The sequence below is a fragment of the Sphingobacteriales bacterium genome, from assembly GCA_016711285.1.
Taxonomy (GTDB): domain Bacteria; phylum Bacteroidota; class Bacteroidia; order Chitinophagales; family UBA2359; genus JADJTG01.
Window position 1 is genome coordinate 18,845 of record JADJTG010000016.1, and the last position, 19,912, is coordinate 38,756.

The 19,912-nt window shown below is 43.1% G+C and carries 13 protein-coding genes; 7 read left to right on the top strand and 6 right to left on the bottom strand.

All coding sequences use genetic code 11. From position 1 onward, the window contains the following. The first annotated feature begins 135 nt into the window (after window positions 1-135). Entirely contained in the window at window positions 136-1,143 is a 1,008-nt protein-coding gene (locus IPL35_15345) for a LacI family DNA-binding transcriptional regulator (GenBank protein MBK8444687.1), read from the top strand. 113 nt (window positions 1,144-1,256) lie between these two features. Here IPL35_15345 and IPL35_15350 read toward each other — a convergent pair whose 3' ends face one another. Next, window positions 1,257-2,135 carry a transposase gene (locus tag IPL35_15350; GenBank protein MBK8444688.1) on the bottom strand — a complete coding sequence of 293 codons (879 nt, stop codon included), beginning with the start codon at window positions 2,133-2,135 and terminating at the stop codon, window positions 1,257-1,259. A 165-nt stretch (window positions 2,136-2,300) separates the two neighbouring features. Continuing rightward, window positions 2,301-3,245 (bottom strand): dihydroorotate oxidase, encoded by a 945-nt coding sequence (locus tag IPL35_15355; GenBank protein ID MBK8444689.1) that lies wholly within the window; start codon window positions 3,243-3,245, stop codon window positions 2,301-2,303. A 222-nt stretch (window positions 3,246-3,467) separates the two neighbouring features. Between IPL35_15355 and pyrF the strand changes: the two genes are divergently transcribed. The 3 genes from pyrF (at window position 3,468) to IPL35_15370 (ending at window position 8,635) form a co-directional block, all read left to right on the top strand. Next, window positions 3,468-4,871 (top strand): orotidine-5'-phosphate decarboxylase, encoded by a 1,404-nt coding sequence (gene pyrF / locus IPL35_15360; protein MBK8444690.1) that lies wholly within the window; start codon window positions 3,468-3,470, stop codon window positions 4,869-4,871. Window positions 4,872-5,086: 215 nt separating this feature from the next. Further along, window positions 5,087-7,132, top strand: coding sequence for an alpha amylase C-terminal domain-containing protein (locus IPL35_15365; GenBank protein MBK8444691.1), 2,046 nt, complete (start codon window positions 5,087-5,089; stop codon window positions 7,130-7,132). Between the two features lie 261 nt (window positions 7,133-7,393). Further along, the gene (locus IPL35_15370; protein ID MBK8444692.1) at window positions 7,394-8,635 is read left to right on the top strand and encodes a hypothetical protein; all 1,242 of its coding nucleotides are present in this window, start codon (window positions 7,394-7,396) and stop codon (window positions 8,633-8,635) included. Here the strand turns inward: IPL35_15370 and IPL35_15375 are convergent. From IPL35_15375 to IPL35_15385, 3 genes are read right to left on the bottom strand one after another with little or no spacing between them, the layout of a single operon-like run. Further along, complete coding sequence (locus IPL35_15375) at window positions 8,632-9,897, bottom strand: ABC transporter permease (protein MBK8444693.1); 1,266 nt, start codon at window positions 9,895-9,897, stop codon at window positions 8,632-8,634. The genes IPL35_15370 and IPL35_15375 overlap by 4 nt on opposite strands. A gap of 6 nt (window positions 9,898-9,903) precedes the next feature. Then, entirely contained in the window at window positions 9,904-10,146 is a 243-nt protein-coding gene (locus tag IPL35_15380; GenBank protein MBK8444694.1) for a hypothetical protein, read from the bottom strand. Then, window positions 10,143-10,967, bottom strand: a complete 825-nt coding sequence (locus tag IPL35_15385) for an N-acetylmuramoyl-L-alanine amidase (protein MBK8444695.1) — start codon at window positions 10,965-10,967, stop codon at window positions 10,143-10,145. Before IPL35_15385 ends, IPL35_15380 begins: the two co-directional genes overlap by 4 nt. A gap of 179 nt (window positions 10,968-11,146) precedes the next feature. On the opposite strand from IPL35_15385, the gene IPL35_15390 reads away from it, so the two are divergent. Further along, a complete protein-coding gene (locus tag IPL35_15390) occupies window positions 11,147-11,614 on the top strand; it encodes a hypothetical protein (protein MBK8444696.1) in 468 nt (155 codons plus the stop codon). A 20-nt stretch (window positions 11,615-11,634) separates the two neighbouring features. Beyond that, the gene (locus tag IPL35_15395; protein ID MBK8444697.1) at window positions 11,635-13,749 is read left to right on the top strand and encodes a hypothetical protein; all 2,115 of its coding nucleotides are present in this window, start codon (window positions 11,635-11,637) and stop codon (window positions 13,747-13,749) included. A 47-nt stretch (window positions 13,750-13,796) separates the two neighbouring features. Here the strand turns inward: IPL35_15395 and IPL35_15400 are convergent, their stop codons facing one another. Then, a complete protein-coding gene (locus IPL35_15400) occupies window positions 13,797-16,214 on the bottom strand; it encodes a M1 family metallopeptidase (protein ID MBK8444698.1) in 2,418 nt (805 codons plus the stop codon). Between the two features lie 322 nt (window positions 16,215-16,536). Between IPL35_15400 and IPL35_15405 the strand changes: the two genes are divergently transcribed. Further along, complete coding sequence (locus IPL35_15405; protein ID MBK8444699.1) at window positions 16,537-19,605, top strand: leucine-rich repeat protein; 3,069 nt, start codon at window positions 16,537-16,539, stop codon at window positions 19,603-19,605. Window positions 19,606-19,912: the final 307 nt, after the last annotated feature.

A 19,912-nucleotide genomic window follows, 5' to 3' on the forward strand; every position in this document is an offset into this window, starting at 1 on the left:
GTAATTAGTTGATTTCTATAAAAAAACACCCTATTTTTTATAATTTTACAGCAAACGTTTGCGCAAACGTTTGCTGTGGATAATTTTTTTTTATTTTGGAATAAGATTTTTTTTGTAATAAGATTTTTTTTTGTCATGAAACCTACAACGATTAAAGACATCGCCAAAGCCCTCAATATCAATCCTTCTACGGTATCCCGCGGCTTAAAACGCCATACCGACATCAGCGAAGATATGATACAACGCATACACGAAACGGCGCAGTTGATGAACTACCTGCCCAATCAGTTGGCGGCGGGTTTCAGAAATCATCACAGCAAACTTATCGCGCTTATTTTACCCGATATTAATATGTATTATTTTCCGGCTGTCATCAAAACCATCACGAACCAACTTAAAGAGCAAGGTTATAATTTAATTATGCTCCATTCCAATGAAGATGTAGAGCGCGAAAAAGAAAATGTAGCAATATGCAGGGTGTTAAATATAGAAGGTGTGCTAGCTTGCTTAACTTACGACACGGAAGATCACCACCATTTTGATACACTGAGCCGATATGGTATTCCTTTGGTGTATTTTGACAAAATCCCGACCCAATCTGTTCACCAATCCGTTACTTTTGACGATGTGAGCATTGCGCAAAGAGCCATTGAGTATTTGATAGCTACACAAGCCAAGCGTATAGTAGCAATCATGGGCAACAGCAATTTATCCATCACACAAAGGCGGCAAATGGGGTGTTTTAAAGCCATTAATAATAAACCTGAAGCTCCTACCCTACAATTTATATATGCTAACAATACCCAACAAGCCAAAGAAAAATTGCTGCAAAATTTATTGAATCCCTTTGACAGTATTTTTTGTATGAGCGATGAAATACTGGCAGGTGTAATGCAAGCAGCACACCTTCTGCAATGGGATATTCCAAATAAAGTACAGATTATTGCTATCAGCGATGGCGATACGCCTTATTATTTCCAGCCCAATATTACTTTTATTAAAACTTCTGGACAGGAAATTGCACAAAAGGCTTGCAGTGAACTCCTGAAGATGATAAAGGAAAAAAACGCCCAACTAAACGCTTCTACGGTACTATATGCCGATTTGATAATAAATGGCTCTACGCGCGCGCCCTTGCCATAATAATTTGTACAAAATGGGTATGTCGTTTTTTTTTATATAAAAAAACTCCTTCACCACATAGTGTTGTAGTGAAGGAGCAAAAAAAAAGTTCTGATAGGGTTATCAGAACTTTTTTATAATAAATTGGATAATTTCATTGCCTGCAACAAACGACCGAAACCAATACCGCCGCCGCAACGAGGAATGAAGTTTAGAGTGAAAAAATCTTCCAACTCTCTTTTTACGCGGTCTTCGCCGAAAAGGTCATATACTTTTTGTGCATATTTGCCGTTTTCAATGGTTTGGAATGCTTTGTACATCGCTTCTATATCACAACTTCTTTCTGCCGAGCCGATGGTTTCCATTCCGTGAATAATAACATCCATTTTGTTGGCTAAGTTGTAATGAACATCGTTGCGTTTCATATTCCAGAACGGCGAAGTGCTTTCGGGAAAATATTTCAAGAAAAACACTTTGTCAAAATCCTCTGCGATAGCGGTTTCGTGTTCTTTTTCAATGGTGGGGGTATTGTAGTATTTTGCCACATCTTCATAATTGCCGCCCGAAAACGAATTGGCTTCGCCAAAACCCAAATACTCTAATAATTCGCGCTCCAAAGTTTCCAGCTCCTGCATACCGCCGTGTGTTTCAAACTCAAACATCGGAAAAATGAGGTTGTGGCGACCCACCACCGGATTGGGTTCCAAACGATAGCTGGTGGACAAACAAAAATAACCCGCTACATCGGGTTTGGTCATCAATTCATACTCTAACCACATTTGTCCGGTTTGCGGCAGCGGCCACAGTTTGCCTGCATACTGATACGAAGCTATGGTTTTAGGGTCTTCGCAAGCCGCCATAATAGAAAGACGATTTTGCGTGTGTACTTCTAAAAATCCCTTGCTTTCGAAAAAAAAACGGAGTTTACGAACAAGTGCCGAAAACTCCGTTGGACAAATATTAGGGATTAATCTCGTATCCACATCGGGTACGGATACATTGGTCTTGAACATTGTTTTGGGTTGCATAGATTGATCTGTTAAAATATGATAATAAAAAATAAATTGTGCAAAGGTAATGAAGACAAATTCATATAAAAAAGCATTTTCATGCAAATTAATACTAAAATAACATCAAATTAACATATTATAAGCGGCAGCTGTTCAAAGCACTAAAATCTACAATACTTTGAGTTTTCCTTTAAAATCATCAATACACCGATAGCCTTTGCGCTCCATACAATCCGACAATTCTTTTTCCAAACGAGCAAATACCGCCGTTCCTTCTTTCATCAATTGCGTGCCGATTTGCACTGCCGCCGCCCCACATAAAATATGTTCAAATACATCTGTACCGTTTTCAATGCCGCCACAACCGATAATAGCCACTTGCGGGGGCATCAGTTCATAAAAGCGGCGCACATTTGCCAGTGTGGTGGGCTTGATATAAGCACCGCCCAAACCGCCCAAACCATTTTTGGGTTTGATGGTTACGCTTTCGCTTTCAATGTCCACTATCAAGCCATTGGGAATAGAGTTGATGGAGGTGATAAAATGAATATCGTAGCGGCTGAATAGTTCGGCGTAGCGCACAAAGTCGGGCATATCAAAATAAGGAGGCAGTTTTAATCCGAGAGGTTTGCGGCAATGACGACTCACCAAATCCAGCAGCGAGCGCGTATTTTCGTAGTGGTAGGCGATGAGCGGTTTGTCGGGCAAATTGGGACACGACAGGTTGAGTTCCAAAGCAGCAATGCCTTCTATATCCGACAATTCGCTGATGATGTGCAGGTTTTCTTCTAAATACAATGCCGCCACCGATACGATGTAGGGCACTTGCGGGAAACGGCTCACCTGCGCCGCCGCATAGTCGGCATAGTAGCGATAGCCTTCATTGGGCAAGCCCATAGAATTGATGCTGCCCAAATGATTTTCGTAGTAGCGCGGCGCGGGGTTTCCGGCGCGGTATTCGTGCGTGCAGCTTTTGGAAACCACTGCCCCCACCGCCGCATTTGCCGACAAGTTTTTTAATTCTTCTTGGGTGGTGCAATGCACACCGGAGGCATTCATAAAAACAGAGCGCAAAGCGCAAGAGCCGATATGTGTAGCGAGCGAAACAGCCATTTTTTTTATAATTTGAAAGCGAAGGTAAGCCGAAATGGTATGTCTGACACGAACAGGAGCAAAAATTCACATAAGAGGCTCTGAATATTAATTTATTATTAATTAAATGTTTTTTTTATATAAAAACACTTTCAAAATACTGCTTTTATTTCATTTACGGGTACTGTGCGGCACTGTACAGGCTTGACAAACTTTATTTTATCTTTATCTTTGTATTCCAATATGAATTCAACAGCCCTTATTCTCCGTTTTTTTGAAATCAATGCCGTACAGTTTGGCAATTTCACGCTCAAAACAGGTCTGCACTCGCCCTTTTATCTTGACTTTCGCAAAATCGTATCTTATCCCGATTTGCTGAAAGAAATTTGTGCGCTGCTGGCAGAAAAGGCAGCATCTTTGCAATACGATATTTTATGTGGTGTTCCTTATGCGGCTCTTTCACTGGCAAGCGGCGTGAGCCTCCTCAACGAAAAACCCCAAATCATCAAGCGCAAGGAGCGCAAAGTATATGGCAACAAACAAATGATAGAGGGTGTGTATCGGGCGGGCGATGTGGTATTGCTGCTGGAAGATATAGTGACTTCGGGGGCGAGTTTATTGGAAACAATAGAAGAACTGGAAAATGGCGGCTTGCAGGTGAGCGACTGTTTGGCATTAGTAGACAGGCAGCAGGGCGGAAAAAATGTATTGCACACACGCGGCTATCGCCTCCATACTTTATTTACCATTACACAAATATTTGAAACACTGCTCCAAAACAAAAAAATATCGCAGGAGGTGTATGATAATTGCTGTGATTATATTGCCGCCAACACGCTGCAATCGCCACCGCCCAAAGCGAATAGCGTGCCGCCGCCGCTAAACTATGCCCAACAACTGAGCAGCAGCCAACAGCCCGTACAGCAAAAACTCCTGCAAATCGCCCTTGAAAAGCAAAGCAATTTAGTGCTTTCGGCAGATGTGGACACCTTAGATGCCTTGTTTGATTTGGCAGAACAAGTCGGCGAGCATATTGTAATGCTCAAAACACATACCGACATTTTTGCAAATTTTGATACTGCCGCCATTGAACGCTTGCAGCAACTGGCACAACGCCATCGTTTTTTGCTGATGGAAGACCGCAAATTCGGCGATATTGGAAATACGGTACAAAAACAGTTTTTGTCGCCGCAGTACCAACTGAACCGCTGGGCTGATTGTGTGACGGTTCATTGTATAGCGGGAGCTTCGAGTATAGAAGCCCTGAGCCGCATCACCGATGCCGGACTGATTATTATTGCGCAGATGTCCACCAAAGATACGCTCACCGATGAGGCGTATCAGCAAAAGGCGATAGAAATAGCAGAAAAGTATCCGCAGCAGGTGATGGGCGTGGTGGCGCAAAGCAAAAAGCACCGTGCTTCGCATTTGTTGCAATTTACACCCGGGGTGCATTTGGCGAGTGCGGGCGACGACAAAGGGCAAAGTTACCATTCGCCACGGGCGGCTTTGTTGGAGCGCAACGCCGATTTTGTGATTGTGGGCAGAGGCATTTACGAAGCCGCCAACCCCGCCGAAGCCGCCCGCGCCTACCGCGAAGCCGCGTGGCAAGCCTATATGGAGCGCGTGGAGACACAGGTGGGTTGATGTGGGCAATTAGGCATACAAACCAACATGTGCTATTATAATGTAAATATTTTCTTCGTGATTATACCTGTCAGGCTTTCAAAACTTGACAGATATAATTGCCCCGCCCCCCAAAATCAATAAAATTAAATTCTTGCAGTACGAATATTTTTTAAATATCCGTACTTATTTTTACCTTTGAAAAAAGCTCTCAAACAGCAAGCGTTTTATTGATTATGAGTAAGAAAAAAGTATTGGGTATCGTACAAGATGATGCTTGGTTAGAGGATTATCAGATACAGTTGGAGGCGCGTTTAGACCGCTACCAACGCCGCCTGAAAGCCATTGAAAAAAAATACGGCTCGCTCAAAGCCTTCGCCAACGGACACCGTTATTTCGGTTTTAATTACGACAAAAAGAAAAAAGGGTGGTATTACCGCGAGTGGGCACCCGCCGCTTATGCCCTCGCGCTGGGGGGGGATTTTAACAATTGGAGTCGCCTCTCGCACCCACTGCAACGCAACGAAGAAGGATACTGGGAACTCTTTTTGCCCGATGCCGAAGTGAAAAAATCCCTCATACACGGCTCGCTTTTTAAACTCTACACCAAAACCGCCACCGGCTTGCACGACCGCCTCCCCGCCTACCTCACCCGCGCCGTACAAAACGAAAAAACGAAGGATTTTTCCGGACAATGGTGGCAGCCCGCCGCTGCTTTTCAGTGGTCAGATGACGACTTCGACCTCTCCACTGTCAAAACACCTTTTATTTATGAGGTACACGTGGGTATGGCACAGGAAAAAGAAGCCGTAGGCTCTTATCAGGAATTTACCGAAAATGTATTGCCGCGCATTGCTGCTTTGGGCTACAATTGTATTCAGGTGATGGCGGTGCAAGAACACCCCTACTACGGCTCTTTCGGCTATCACGTTTCCAATTTTTTTGCCGTTTCTTCGCGCTTCGGCACGCCCGAAGACCTTAAACAACTCATCAATGAGGCGCACCGCTTGGGCATTGCTGTTATTTTAGATGTAGTACATTCGCACGCTGTAAAAAACTACGCCGAAGGCTTAAACGATTTTGACGGTTCGGGCAATCAGTATTTTCATAAAGGAGCACGCGGGCATCATATCGTGTGGGACAGCAAACTTTTTGATTACGGACGCGAGGAGGTGCAGCAGTTTCTGTTGTCCAACCTGCGCTATTGGGTAGAGGAGTTTCATTTTGATGGTTTTCGGTTCGATGGCGTAAGCTCTATGCTTTACAACAATATCAATGAGGAACTTTCTTTCAGTAAATACGACGCTTATTTTAAGCAAGATGACTGGGACGCGGTGACTTACCTGCAATTGGCGATGACACTCGTGCACCAGCTCAAACCCCAAGCTATTTGTATTGCCGAAGATGTAAGCGGTATGCCGGGGCTGTGTCGTCCGATAGCGGAGGGCGGCATCGGTTTTGATTATCGCTTGGGAATGGGTATTCCTGATTTTTGGATACGGGCGTTACGCAAACAACGCGATGAGGAGTGGAATTTGTTTGATTTGTGGGGCGCGCTCAATAATCGCCGCCTGAAAGAAAAAACCATCGCTTACTCCGAAAGCCACGACCAGGCGATGGTCGGCGACAAAACCATTGCCCACTGGCTAATGGACGCTGCCTTGTATCACCACATGCTCAAAGGCGACCCCCACCCCGCTATTGAAAGAGGTATGGCTCTGCACAAAATCATTCGTTTGCTCACCATTTCGTTGGGCGGCGAGGGCTACCTCAACTTTATGGGCAATGAATTCGGACACCCCGAATGGATAGATTTTCCGCGAAAAGGAAATAATTGGAGCTATCTCTATGCACAACGCCAATGGAGTTTGGCAGATAATGAAAAATTGCGCTATGAGTTTCTGAAGGATTTTGATGCGGCGATGATACATCTCATCAAAAACAAACAAATTATTGCCGCCCCACCCGCCCAACAACTGCATATTGACCCTTACAACAAAATCATCGCCTATACACGCGGCTCTTTTATTTTTGTCGCCAACCTGCACGCCGACCGTTCTATTTTCAGCTATTATTTTCCAGCTCCGCAGCAAGGCACTTACCGCATCGTACTCAATACCGATGACAAAGCATTTGGCGGCTATGGTCGCATCGACAACGAAGTGCTGCACCCTACACTCAATCAGGGAAAATTGCCGATTATCAGCCTTTATCTCACACACCGCACGATGTTGGTGTTGGAGTTGATTTCTACCGAAATACAAAGACCGACAAGCACCTGATTTTTACTGTATTTAACTTTTATCTTACTGTATCTAGTCTCACAGTTTTCTTGTTCAAAAAAAAACTGTGCGACTTTTTTTATTCAGCAATATTTACAAGTAAAAAACATAAAAAGCGCGCTATCTGCTGCCTTTATCCGCTTTCTTTTGGAAACCGCCGCTATTTTTACTACTTTTGTAAATATACAAGGGGAATATATTCTTTAAATAATCAGTAGAACAAATATTTTCTACTCAAAAACAGTATCATTCATAGGTAATATGAACAAGGTAAAAAACATCGGAATAGGGTTTGTCACGGGGCGTTTATTATTTCAAAAGGTTTTACGGACTTACATCAATAATTGGGTTGAACAAGGGCTTATTGAATATAAAAATGTTAGAATACATCTGTTTATTTCTTATGATTTGCGTTATAAAAATACAAAAATGGAAGATTATACAAATATTCCAAAAGAATTGCAGGATATAGTTGAGGGCATACATTTTTATGGAATAAATGAAATAAACAATGAAGTAGAATACTTAATTCAGGCAAATAATGGCATTACAACAGAGGATTGTCGTATGCTCTTTGGCGAAGGCTATGCTAAAAAAAGAAATCTGATTACTTATTTCGCCATCAAAAACAAAATGGATAAACTCCTCTTTATTGATGATGATGAATATCCTCTGGCTGCTTACAAAAACAACAAGGATAAGTTGGTTTGGATGGGGCAGAGTATTCTGAGTACGCATTTAAAGTTTAATGATGCTGCTGATATTACGCATGGATTTCATTGCGGATATATATCACCGATTCCTTATTTAACATTCAATCATATATTATCTGAAAATGATTTTAAATTATTTATAGAAGCATTAAGCAATGATATTATAACGTGGGATAATTTAAAGAAAATCATTATTCATCAAAAAGGGCTTACTTATGCAGAGGAAAGCATCATCAATAATTCCTATGCTTATGAAGTTGAAGAAAGAAATAAAATGAAGTTTATATCAGGTTCAAATCTTTGCTTTAATCTTAAAAATTATAAACTTTTACCTCCTTTTTATAATCCGCCGCACGCAAGGGGCGAAGATACTTTTATGAGTACTGCTTTAACTGTTTTAAAAGTTGTGAAAGTTCCTTGCTATGCCTTTCACGATGGATTTTCTATGTATAACAATTTATTAGTCGGTGTTTTACCTACTCAGTTAGCTCCCATAGAACAATCAAATACCGGTGTTTTGGAACGATTTGTTCAGGCTGCCATTGGCTGGATACGATATAAACCCTTGTTGGTTTATATTACTGACAGAGAGAATTTTAATGCTGCTATGGATTTAATAGAAAATAATCTCAATACCACTATCCCCAAGTTGTGTAAGTATTTTAATACAGATGAATTTTACAAGATTATCAAAGAATTCAGGAAGTATAAGAAAAATGTTATTCAACATTTTGAAGAATTTGAAAAAACTAAAATTGCTTGGGCGAGATTATTAGATACTATACATTAGCCGCGCATCGCAACAACGGGGTCTAATTTAGAGGCTTGATAAGCGGGAATAAAACCGGAAATAATGCCGACAATTACAGAAATCAAAATACCCAGCGTGATATTGGAACGGCTGAGTACAAACTCCAAAGAATCCACATAATAATTGCCGATTTGCAGCACGATATACACCAATACCAAACCCACCAAGCCACCTAATAACGTAAGCAATACGGATTCGGTGAGAAATTCCAGCAAAATATAGATGCCGCGTGCGCCGAGCGATTTTTTGATACCGATGAGGCGCGTGCGCTCTTTTACCGACACAAACATAATGTTGGCGATACCAAAGCCGCCCACCAAAATAGCAAAACCGCCAATCAGTGCGCCCGCCACACCGACTACGGCAAATATTTTGTCTAAAAATTGGGTGAGGATACTCAATTGGTTGAGTTCAAAATTATCGGCTTCTTTGGGTTGAAGATGCCGCTCGGCACGCAACGTCTGGCGCAAATCGTCCTGCAAGAGTTCCAAAGGTACATCATCGCGGGCTTTTACGGCAATAATGGGGTAAAAACGGCGGCTATTGATGTCCACAAGATTGCGGGCATAATTGAATGTAGTAATCGCCACTTCATCAAAACCATCGCCCAAAATGCTTTTTCCTTCCTTTTTCAATACTCCTATCAGCGTCAAATCTCTGCCCAGCAATTTAATGCTTTTGCCCACCGGATAATTTCCGCTCGGAAACAGCAGCTCCGCCAATTTATTTCCCAAAATAACCACATTAGCCCCCTTGTGCGATTCTTCGGGCATAAAATAACGCCCGCTCTCAATTTGAAGGTCGTAAATAGAGCCAAAATCGTGCGAAACACCGATACAAATGGCTTTTTCTACCGTAGCAGTATGGTATTTTAGGTCTTTTTGCCCGATAAAAGCGCGAATGGCAACTTTGTCGGCAGATTTTACTTTTTCTTTGATCGCTTTAAATTCCGCATAAGTGGGATTGGGGCGTTTGAGGTATTTCCACCAGTTCATACCCGGGTCTTCTTTCCACGATTCGCGCATCACATACAACACATTATTGCCCAAACGTTCAAAAGATTTTTTCAGACCGTCTTCAAAACTGTCAATCACCGCCACTACCGCCACCACGCAAAAAATACCGATAGAAATGCCCATCAGCGACAGCGAAGAGCGCACACGATTGGAAACAATTTCGTGCAGGGCAATGCCGACAGACTCTTGTACGATGCGTAAAGAAAGTAAAATCCGGTGTAACATAAATGTTTATGGAACTGTAATAATGCGCGCTTTGGAAAAACCCAATTTTAGTGCTGTTTGTTGAGCAGCCTCGGCACTGGCGCGGCTGCTGAAACGCTCACTGAGCAAAAAACTTTTAATGCCGTTTGCATCGCTCTCTATATCAATTGTGCCTATTTTGCCGTAATCACCTTTGGGCGGAGTGAAAGCATCATAAGCATCGTAGAGCAATACCCGATATACAACAGCCGAAGCGGGCTGTGTGTTCACGATTTTGACTTCGGCGGCTTCGTCAAAGTCTTTTTTTTTTCACTTTTGCCTTCGGCGGCATATTTGTATTCCTTAAAAGCGCGATAAATGGCAGAAGCGATGTATTCTTGCCCTTCCTGACTATTGAGGTATTTTTCTTCGCTGCTGTTGGTGAGATAGCCGCACTCTACCAATACACTCGGCATGGCGGTTTTCCACAGCACCAAAAATCCTGCCTGTTTTACGCCATTGCTTTTGCGTCCGGCGCGGCTGCTGAATTGATTTTCTATTTTTTGTGCCAATAAAATACTTTGCTCCCAGTTGGCGTTTTGAAACAAAGAAAACACAATTTCGGCATCAGGTGCTTTGGGATCGAAACCCTCGTAATGGGTGGCATAATTTTTTTCTTTTAAAATTACCTCATTCTCGCGCTTGGCAACTTGCAGGTTTTGATCCGATTTATGCTCGCCCATCACATAAGTTTCTGTGCCATAATACGAAGCACTCGACAAAGAATTGCAATGCACCGAAATAAACAAATCGGCTTTGTTGCGGTTGGCAATATTGGCTCTTTCGTGCAGTTCTACAAAAGTGTCGCTTTCGCGGGTGTAGATGATGTTCACATCGGGCAAATTTTCTTTGATGTATTGCCCCACGAGCTTCGCGATATTGAGCGTGATGTTTTTTTCGTGTGCTACACCACCGTGGCAGCCCGGGTCTCTGCCGCCATGTCCGGCATCTAATACAATGGTTTTTATGTTGTAATTACCGTTTTGAGCCGATGCGGTGAAGATACAAGAGCAGAAAAATAAAAGAAAAGTAAAAAATTTTCGTTGCTTCATGTGTCTGATGAATTTTTATGGCGGCAAAAATGAAAAAATTAAGAATTTTGTCGTTGAAAGTTGAATAAAAGGACTTATTGCTTTTTTGACTGATAAAACGAACAAAAATAACATTAATTTTAACAAAATAATTTAGACGCTTGCTACCAAGACTTTTTTTTATACAGCTTCATTTGTTGATGGCATTTTGCGGCATCGGCTTATTTTTTGAAGCTGCGGCTCAAACAAGCATTCCGAATGTGTCCGACAGCTTAACAGTTACCGCCACCGACAGCAGCAAAGCCGCCGGCATTTCCGTATTTCCCATCAGCCCCGACTCCATAGATGCCGCCATTACCTACACCGCCCGCGATTCTATTTTGTACGATATAAGTGCAGGAAAAGTGTATTTGTACGGCGCAGCGCAGGTAGCTCAAAAAGATATTAAACTGCAAGCGGGTATTATTGAATTCGACAGCAATAAAAAAACCGTGACGGCACATTCCGTGCGCGACAGTTTGGGCAATTTAACCGAAAAACCTATTTTCAGCGAGGGTGAAAGGCAGTTTCAGTCGGAGGAGATGGCGTATAATTTTACCACCAAAAAAGGCACTATCAAAGCCGTAGTAACCAAAGAGGGCGAAGGGTATCTGCACAGCAAAAAGTAAAAAAAAATGAAAATGACGTGATGTATGCCGCCCACGCTTATTATACCACTTGCAGCTACGAAGAGCCGCATTTTAAAATTACTACCGAAAAAGTAAAAGTTATTCCGAAAAAAACCATCGTGTCGGGTCCTGCAAATTTGGTTATTCAAAATGTGCCTACACCCCTTATTCTGCCTTTTGGCATTTTTCCTATCACACAGGGGCGTGCTTCGGGCATATTGATGCCTGCCTACGGCGAATCGCCGAGTTTGGGTTTTTTTCTCAAAGACGGCGGCTTATACACCGGTTTGGGCAAACACGCCGACCTCGCATTGCGCGGCGATATATATTCGCGCGGCTCCTGGGGCTTGAATCTCGCTTCGCAATACAAAAAAAGATACCGCTTCGACGGCAGACTGAGCGTGCGCTACGGAAAACTCAAGCAAGGCGATCCTTTAGAGGAGAATTATCAGGAAAGCAAAGATTTTTTTATTACCTGGACACACAACCAAGATGCCAAAGCACACCCTTCGCGGCGGTTCAGTGCCAATGTGCGGGCGGGTTCTAAATCCTACAACCGCAACTTTGTCAATACAACCAACAATTTTTTAACCAATACTTTTAATTCTTCCATCGCCTACAACAAAACCTTTGAAGGCACACCTTTCAGCCTCACCGCCAATGCCACACACTCGCAAAACACCCAAAACGGCAATATAGACATCACTTTGCCCGAAATCAACCTAAATATGCTGCGCCAAACGCCTTTTAAAAGAAAAAAAGTAGTGGGTGCGTCAAAATGGTACGAAAAAATAGGAATAGGCTACACGATGAATGCCCGCAATACCGTATCAACGGTGGATTCTTTGCTACTCACCACCGAAACGCTCCAAAAAATGCGCAACGGCGTAAAACACCAAATTCCGGTGAGTACCAATTTGCAGTTGTTTAATTATATTTCCATCAGTCCGAATTTTAATTACGAAGAATATTGGTATTTACAAAATATTCGTAAAAAATGGGACAACAGCATTTTTTATGATACTACCTACAACGCAAAAAATGAAATCAGCAACATAGATACGATTTATGGCAAGATAGTAACAGATACTTTGCAAAATTTTAAAGCAGTACGCCAGTTCAGTGCTTCTGTGTCGGCAAATACGCGCTTATACGGTTTGTTTCAGTTTAAAAAAGGAACGATAAAAGCCATACGCCATGTGTTCACGCCTACGGTGTCTTTTGCCCTGCGCCCCAATTTCGGCAGCGAATTTTGGGGATATTATGATGAAATACAAGGCGACAACAGTGGTACGGCTTTGCGTTATTCCATTTTTGAGCAGGGTTTGTATGGCACACCGCCAGACGGTCGCTCCGGAAATTTGAGTTTTAATATTGACAACAATTTTGAGATGAAGCTCAAACCTTCGGCAAAAGATACGGCGGCAGGCGACCGCAAAATAAAGCTATTGGAGAGTTTGAGCCTCAGCGGTGCCGGCTACGATTTTGCCCGCGACTCCCTCAACTGGAACGCTTTTGCCATCAATGCGCGGAGTAATTTGTTCAATAAGTTCAATGTGGCGGCGGCGGTGCGCTACGACCCCTACCAACTCAATGAGCAGGGCAAACGCATCAACCGCTTGCTGTGGGAAGCCGAAGGGCGAGTGGCGCGGCTCACTTCGGTCAATTTCAGTATCGGTACTACTCTGAGTTCGGCTTCCAAAGGCGAAAAAAAACGCAAGAACCTCAACGGTTCGCCCGAAGAACACGAAGAAGTAGTGCAACGTCCGCAAAATTATGTAGATTTCACCATTCCCTGGGATATAACCTTCAATTACAATTTTTACCTAAACAAAGTATATAATATAAAAACCAAAAGCGACAGCAGTATCATTACGCAAACATTCAATATGAACAGTTCGCTGCAAATTACGCCGCGCTGGAAAGTAGATGTTCTCACCGGTTTTGATTTTACCACCAAAGACTTATCTTATACCAGCATTACGCTTTTTCGCGATTTACACTGCTGGGAAGCCTCTTTTGTGTGGGTGCCCAATGGCGACCGCCGTTATTACTTTTTTACGCTGCGCGTGAAATCGGCTATGCTACAAGACCTGAAACTCCAACGCCGCCGCGATTGGTACGATTTGGATTGATGAAGCGGTCGTTTCGGCGGGCTCAACGAACTGCGTGTGTGTTCTCTCTACCGCACCTGCACGCTCAAAGTTTGTACTTCCTGCTGACCCTTGTAAAAACGCAGCAAATAAATGCCGCCCGCCGTTTGTCGTTTTAACTCAAAACTGCCTTGGCGGTTGTGGGACAGTGTCTGCTCCTCCAAATATTCGCCGTTTACCGAAAAAACCACCACTTTATCAAGGGGGGCGGAGCTTTCAAAACGAAAAAGCCCTGTGCTCGGGTTCGGAAAAACCTGTACGCTGCCGACGGCAGGGGCTGTTGCAGCGGGTACGGCAGTGGGGGCAGTGTCGCTTTTGGCAAAACAGTATTGCCCCGAAAACAGTTGGGTGAGGTTAAAAGTACCCTTTTTGTCGCTGCTGCTACCGCCGTTGAGGGTATAAAAATCGTATTTCTGCCATTCGTCTGCCGCAGTTTCGCGATACAGTAGCAGCATATTCTGTTCATCGGCGGCTACCAAATCTTCATCTAAATAGTTGCCGGTCGCGCTGCCGTCGTAGCGCAGTTGTGCGCCGGTATAAAGCGGATTAAAATTTCCTTTCACCTCCCAAAAACGGCTCGCCGAAAGTTGCGCGCCCCAGGGATTGTAGCGCAAAGTGTCGGGGGCTGTCCAGTGGTGTGCCACATGCAAAAAGGCAGGTGCGGCAAGCTGCTGATTGAGCGATACCGTCATTTTGGCTTTATCCAAAGTGTAATTTCCGGCATTGCTCAGGAGTGTATCTTGATGCACCGAAGCGAGGTGCAGCAAATAGTTGGGATTAATATAAGCCACCTCTGCCCAAAAAGGCAAATCGGCTTCTATGGTGGTGTATTCGCCAGAAGCGGTGATATTCAAGGTGTCGCGCTGCGAAAAAGTAGGATCTGCCACCACCAACTGCAAAGGCACATTTTGATGGAAAGCAGGTGCGCCGCGCAGTTTTTGCCGGATATAAATGGTAGCATGGAAACCTTGTGTGAGAAAATTGCTTTTCACAGAATCTACCACGAAGTCGGAGTAGCCGCCGTGGAATATCCACGCCTCAAAGAAATCGTGCATATCTTTGCCGCCTGCTGCCGTGAGTTGGTCGCGGAACTGATAAGAGTTGATGGATTGCAGGGCATAATTGTCAATGATGCTGTGAAAACCCGTTTGCAGGAGTTCGTCGCCCAAATAGCCGCGCAGGTTGTGCATCATCGCTGCTCCTTTTTTATAAACGTGCGTGCCGTAGGTGAGTTCGTGCGGCACGCCCGAAATTGCCAGATAGCCGCCCTCTTCGCGGTGTGCCGTTTCCAGCACGCGGATATGGTTTTGCAGGGCTTCCTCTAAATATGCCTTTCTGCCATATACGTCTTCTATAAACAAATGCTCCGAATACGAAGCAATACCTTCATTTATCCACATATCTTCGGCGGTTTCGCAGGTAGCCCAGTTGCCCCACCAGTGGTGCGACAATTCGTGTGCCATCAGCGTTTCCTGTGCGGTAGTGCCATTGACGGCGTTTTTGGGATAGGCGATGTTGGTGGCGTGTTCCATAGCTCCGCTTGAAAAAGGCACCACCGAATAGCCTACCTTGTTCCACTGATACGCGCCATACCATTTTTCGTAGCTTTGCAGGGCTTTGGTGAGGTGAATAAAGGAATTTTTTATTTTGGTGGTATCTTCCGGCACTACTGCCAATGCTATCGGAATTTGTTTGCCGCTGCTGCTCGCAAATTGTTGCTGCACCGTAACATAATTGCCGATTGCCACACAAGCTAAATAAGTGGGAATTTCGGTGTCCATTTGCCACACGCTTGTTACGCTGTTGTCGGCATTGATGGTATTGCCTTCCAAATAGCCGTTGCAGTGCGCATTGCGACCGGCGGGCGAAGTGATGATAAAACGATAAATGCTGCGCTCTACAAAATTATCAAAACAAGGAAACCATACCCTGCCGTAATTGTGCGGATTGGCGGCAAAGCCGACTCCGAGATTAAAGGCGTAATTCCCCGAATAATAAAAACCGCCCCAACCCGAAGCATCTTGCTGCGGCGTACCCTGATAATACACCGTGAGCTGCTGCATAGTGCCTGTCGTCAAAACAGTGCCCAAAGGAATATGCAGCAACTCGCCGCTATGCGTAAAGGGTATGGAGTTGCCCTGATACAGCACCGAATCCACCTGCAAACCCAATAAATCCAAATTAATATAGTCAATGCCGGAAATTTTGGCACTGAAAGCGATGATACAATATCCTTTTATTTTTTTGCCGGAAAAATCGGTAGCGTCTAAATTGATGCTGTATTGATGAATGTCAATACTATCGCTGCGGGCGTTGTTGGCTACATTTTCCAAAGGAAGGGGCAATGCCTGACGATTGCAGCGCGGTTGGTTTAAAAAAGATTGTGCCGACATTTCATTGCAGCACATCGCTATACACAACAATACGAAGCAACAGTATTTTATCATAAAGAAAATTGTTTTTTTTTGATAATAATCCCTCGAAATAAAAGGAATAGAAAAGCATTATAAATGTGCTTCAAAATTACATCATAAAATGAGATAAAATACTGCCTCTGTCGCAAAACCGCTTTATTCTTGTTGTTTTTCAGAGTTTCGGCGGCGTTTTTTTGCCTAAAAGTATTTTTTATTAAAAAAGTGAGCTTAATTGGGTTGTAATAAAATTGTTCTTTTTGCCCCTCCCGACTCCGACAAATTTTGAAACTTTTTAAAAGTAAAAAACTATATTTACGCTTATATTTTTTTACCAAAAAAAACCAAACCGCACCCGATGAACCCCACCCCAGCCGAAGCCCTGCGCCGCATAGCAGCAGCCAAAGAAAACAAAGCAACAACTTTAGATTTGAGTAGATTGCACTTAACCGCCATACCGCCTGAATTGGAGGGATTGGGACATTTACAAGAATTAGATCTTTACGCTAATCAAATCAGCGAAATAAAGGAATTGGATAAACTGATTAACTTGAAAAAATTACACCTTTCCAATAATAACATTTGCGAGATAAAGGGCTTGGAGAATCTGAGCAACTTGCAAACATTATACCTTTACCGCAATCAAATCAGCGAGATAAAGGGATTGGATAAGTTGAACAATTTACGAAAATTATATCTTTATAGAAACCAAATCAGCGAGATAAAGGGATTGGTAAATTTGAGCAACTTGCAAGAATTATACCTTTCCGATAATCAAATCAGTGAGATAAAGGGATTGGAGAATCTGAGCAAATTGCATACATTAGACCTTTATGGTAATCAAATCAGTGAGATAAAGGGATTGGAGAATCTGAGCAAATTGCATACATTAGACCTTTCCAGAAATCAAATCGGCGAGATAAAGAGATTGGAGAATCTGAGCAACTTGCACACATTAAACCTTTCCAGAAATCAAATCGGCGAGATAAAGGGATTAGACAACCTGAGCAAATTGCAAAAATTAGCCCTTTTCGGCAACCAAATCAGCGAGATAAAGGGCTTGGATACGTTGTTGCATACCTTAGCGCAGCTTGAACATTTAGCCCTTTGGGGCAATCCGCTTTCAACAGCAGCAGATTTACACCTCAAAATAGATAACAACCTTTCTCAAATTAAAGAATACCTCAAAATACGCTCTGCGGAGGAGCAATTAATTTCCTTTCATCTTCCCGTCAAGGTATTGCTTTTGGGAAATCACGGAGCGGGAAAATCTTCTCTATTGCACTACCTCACCACAAAGGAATTACCGGAGCATTGCGAAAGCACGCCCATTTTGCAAATAAAAGCCTACCCTTCGCCGGAGAAGCCCGAAATTTTATATTACGATTTCGGTGGGCAGGATTATTATCACGGCTTGTACAAAATATTTATCCGCAACCCTGCCGCTGTTCAGGTTTTGCTTTTTCGGCAGTGCCATAACCGCAACCATATCGCCCCCGACAGCGAGGGTTTAGAAACCGTACATTTTAATGTGCGCTATTGGTTGGGGCAGCAAAAATATGTAGCCGAACATCAAAAAAAGCCCCTGCCTTCGCCGCCCCTCCTCATACGGTCGCACAGCGATTGCGAAGAGGAATTGCCGTTTTCGGCACTTCAGGACTTTAATATTTCGGAGCAGCACGCGCTTATATTGCGCCGCTCCTTATCTACTTCCCTCAACGAATTGCGTTTGCAGGTAGTTGCCGCCCTCTTGAATGAGTCGGTTGAAAAGCATAGAACTCTTGAGAATTTTGCCGACTGGTACGGGGATTTTTATCGGTATATAATGAGGCAAAATCAAACAGCCAATCACGAAGCGGTATCGGTGCAAGCTGTAGTATTGCGACATTTCAAGGGTGCAAAAGCCGACCGCGAAGCCAAAGACAGCGAGCAGAAACGCTTGGATAGCCTGAAAATTCATTTGCAAATGCTATGCGATGCAACGGGTTTGGTATTGTATTACAAAGATATAGCTCCCGACAAAATATGGCTCAATCCGATGGCATTTGTGCAACATATCCACCAAAATGTTTTTGATAAAGAGCGCATCAAAGATAAAAAAGGCAGAGTGGCGGCAACCGTCTTGGAAGACAAAGTGTCTCAGCCGGAATTGGAACTTCTGCAAAAACAAAAGGTGATTTTCAGGCACGAATATAGCGACACAGGCGAACCGGAATATATTTTGCCCAATTATTTACCTTTGGCAAACAGCGACCCCCAATATGAGTTGCTGCGCTTTGGTTTGGAGCAGCAGACCGCTTTTAAAATGCGCTTTACCGATTTTTTGCCCTTGGGTTTCATCAATCAGTTGGTGGATTTATTCGGCAAGCAGCCCGACAAAAAAATATTCTGGCGCGATGCGCTAATTTTTACTTTTGAGCGATTTGCCAAAGTGCTGATAGAACTCAATTTTGAGCAGTTGGAAATTCGGGTGCAGGTTTATTTTCTTCCTCATCATCACCCAGCCGCCCACCACAAAGATGTGCTGCATTATCTGTTTTACACGCTTTTGGCATTGTACCGCGATGTTGAAGTGCTGACTTACGAGGCATATAGAAGCAAAAATACCCAACTGCGGGCAGATAGCGACTTTGAGCAGCATCGGTGGCAGGAGTACGAAGATTTGTTTAGCAAAGCTGCCCCGCAGGATTTATATGTGGCATTGTCTGATGATAATTATGTCCGTTTTCGCGATTTATGCAATAAAGACGAAAATGCCCGCCGTATATCCGCCTGTTGCTTTGATGAACAAAACACGATAAAAAGCGATACGGTGCAGGAGGTAGCCATTTATCCTTATCAGTTTTTTACCAATAAAACATTCAAACGTATGACCCGTATTTTTATCTCTTATTCCAAAATGGATTTACCGCTTATTTTAGAATTTCAAGACCACCTCAGCGCACTCAAGCGCGACAATTTAGTAGAAAGCTGGTTTTGCACGGAGCTGCTGGCAGGCGGCAAATGGAACAATGATATTCAGGAGCATTTTAGTAAAGCGGATATGGTCTGCTTTATGGTGAGTCCGAATTTTATGCGCACCGATTATATTTATGACTATGAAATTAAAAGAGCCTTTGAACGGCAAAACGAAGACCCCAATTTTAAGATAGTGCCTATTATTTTAGATTTTTGCCGTTGGAAAACCCAAGCCTACAATCTAAGCGATTTTACGGCATTGCCCTATACTGCCAAGCCCATTTGTGATTTTGAAAACAGAAATTTAGCTTGGTATATTGTAATTGAGTGTTTGCGCATCAGTATAGAAGAAGGAAAATATCCAAATTCGGAAGATTATTTCGGCAACCACAAACAAATTCCAGAGGATATAAAAGCATATTTTAAGCGCATTGTAGCAGCAAATAAAGATGGGGGGAAAGTTCCGTGAGTTCGCCGCCCTCAATTCCTCCTTTTTGAAGGTGGAAAGTTTTTTTATCCAATTTTTCAACTTTTTCAAAGTCGGAACTTTGACAAAGTTATCCCCTCTACCGATGATGAACCCGATGCACACTAAAAAATTCTAAAAATTATTTAATCCAATCAATCAAGGTTCAGACATTTTTTGAGAGTGCAAACTAAACTGTGCTAAAGCCAAATTTCGATATTGATAATCAGAAAGCTATAAAAAATTGACACAGTTTATTTTACAGACTCTATCCCAAAAAATGATACTTTTTGGCGTATTGCTGTTTTTT